This window comes from Ferruginibacter sp. (assembly GCF_031391665.1).
In the GTDB taxonomy this organism is placed as follows: Bacteria; Bacteroidota; Bacteroidia; order Chitinophagales; family Chitinophagaceae; genus Ferruginibacter.
Window position 1 is genome coordinate 1 of record NZ_JANMUN010000077.1, and the last position, 1,987, is coordinate 1,987.

General features: G+C 41.0%; 2 protein-coding genes and 1 pseudogene. All 3 read left to right on the plus strand.

Annotated elements, in window-relative coordinates:
• Window positions 1–253, plus strand: a pseudogene (locus tag ACY651_RS05995) (arabinan endo-1,5-alpha-L-arabinosidase); the annotation flags it as partial.
• 104 nt (window positions 254–357) lie between these two features.
• On the plus strand, window positions 358–1,515 hold the full coding sequence (locus tag ACY651_RS06000; protein ID WP_462250728.1) for an XdhC family protein: 1,158 nt from the start codon (window positions 358–360) through the stop codon (window positions 1,513–1,515).
• A partial coding sequence (locus tag ACY651_RS06005) for a nucleotidyltransferase family protein (RefSeq protein WP_462250730.1) occupies window positions 1,512–1,987 on the plus strand: 476 nt, incomplete at its 3' end. The genes ACY651_RS06000 and ACY651_RS06005, both read left to right, overlap by 4 nt.

Consider the following 1,987-nt stretch of genomic DNA (forward strand, 5'->3'; position numbering starts at 1 on the left):
TCCTTTTGGGCCTTTTGAAAGAGTGGGTAAAATTTTACAGCAGGATTCAGCCATTGCTACCGGTGCCGGCCACCACTCTGTAATGCACCATGCTAAAAAAGATCTTTGGTATATATTATATCACCGCAGGCCGCTTGGCGAAAAGGCTGCCAACAACAGGGCTACCTGCATTGAGCAATTATTTTTTGATGATAAAGGTTTTATTCTGCCGGTTAAACTCAGCTTTACCGGCGTGCCGGCGGTTAAAATATAATGCCGGTGTGGCTGATATGAATAAAACAGGAACATGATAAATATAAAAATGAAAAAAATATTTTTGTTGTGATGGATGTAAAGTAAGATTGATGGAAAATAAAAATGAAAGAACTCCTTCAAATAATAAAAGCATATGATACTGCACTGCATGCCGGAAAAAAATCGGCCATGGCGGCCGTGGTGCATGTTGATGGTTCATCGTACAGGCGCCCCGGCGCAAGAATGATGGTTACGGATGATGGCGAACTTACCGGTGCCATAAGCGGCGGCTGTTTAGAAGGCGATGCTTTGCGAAAAGCCATGTTGGTTTTATCGCAGCAGCAATCTAAATTAATTACGTACGATACCAGCGACGAAGGCGATGCTACCATCGGCATTCAATTAGGTTGCGAAGGTGTGATACAGGTTTTGTTTGAACCCATCGATCCCGGCAATAAAAATAATCCGATTCAATTGTTACGTAAGGCGGTGGCATTGCGGCAGCAATCGGTACTGGTAACTTTGTTTTCTTTAACAGATAAAAAAAGTGAACAGGCCGGTACCTGCCTGCTGATGGAAGCCAATGGAAATATTTCGGGAGAAATTCCTTATGCCGAATTACAGGATGCGGTGATGGGAGATGTGCAGTTGGCAATGCAGCAACAATCCTCTTTATTTAAAAATTATCAGTATAAAAATATTTCTGTTACTGCTTTCATTGAATTTTTGCAGCCACCGGTTTCGTTAGTTGTTGTTGGTGCCGGTAACGATACCATACCTATGGTGCAGATTGCAGATACATTGGGTTGGGAAGTTAGCGTGGTTGACGGACGTGGCACTCATGCAAAACCCGAACGCTTTACTGCTGCCTGCCAGGTACTGGTAAGCAAGCCCGAAAAAGTTTTAGAACAACTTGCCATTGACAGTCAAACTGTTTTTGTAATGATGACACACAACTATAATTACGACCTTGCCATGCTGAAAGTTTTGCTGCAGCGCAAGGTTATTTATATTGGCATGTTAGGACCAAAAAAGAAATTAGAAAGAATGCTGGATGAATTGCGTAATGAGGGTATTGCATTAACAGATGAACAATTAAACTCCATTTATGGCCCTGTTGGTTTAGAGATTGGTGCAGAAACGGCGGAAGAAATTGCACTAAGTATTATTGCAGAAATTAAAGCAGTGATGAGTAATAAAACCGGTGGCTCGCTACGCAATAAACAAGATGTGATACACTCCAGAACGGATACACAGATAGCAGTAAAAACTTTACAATGAACAATACGCAGTATGCAATTAAACATTCTGCCATTGTAATTCTTGCTGCAGGAGTAAGCAAACGCCTGGGCAGTCCTAAACAATTGCTGGCATACAAGGGACAAAATTTGTTAAGGCATGCGGTGGATACGGCTTTGGAAACTGGTTGCCCATCTGTTTTTGTGGTGCTGGGTGCAAATATGGAATTACTGAAAAAAGAATTGAAAGATAAACCTGTCATCATCATTGAAAATAAAAATTGGAAAGAAGGTATGGCTTCATCTATCCGGGCTGCACTGCAAAATATTACAGCTACTCTACTGCAACCCGATAGTGTTATCTTTATGGTATGCGATCAGCCTTTTGTAAATAGTGCTTTATTATTAAATTTATTGGGTAAGAAAAATGAAACAGGCATGCCCGTTATTGCCAGCAATTATGCAAATACATTAGGTATACCGGCATTGTTTGATAAAAGTTTTTTTGCTGCATT

Coding starts and splice junctions, on each gene's coding strand:
- ACY651_RS06000 (WP_462250728.1), top strand. CDS start 358: ATGAAAGAACTCCTTCAAATAATAAAAGCATATGATACTGCACTGCAT.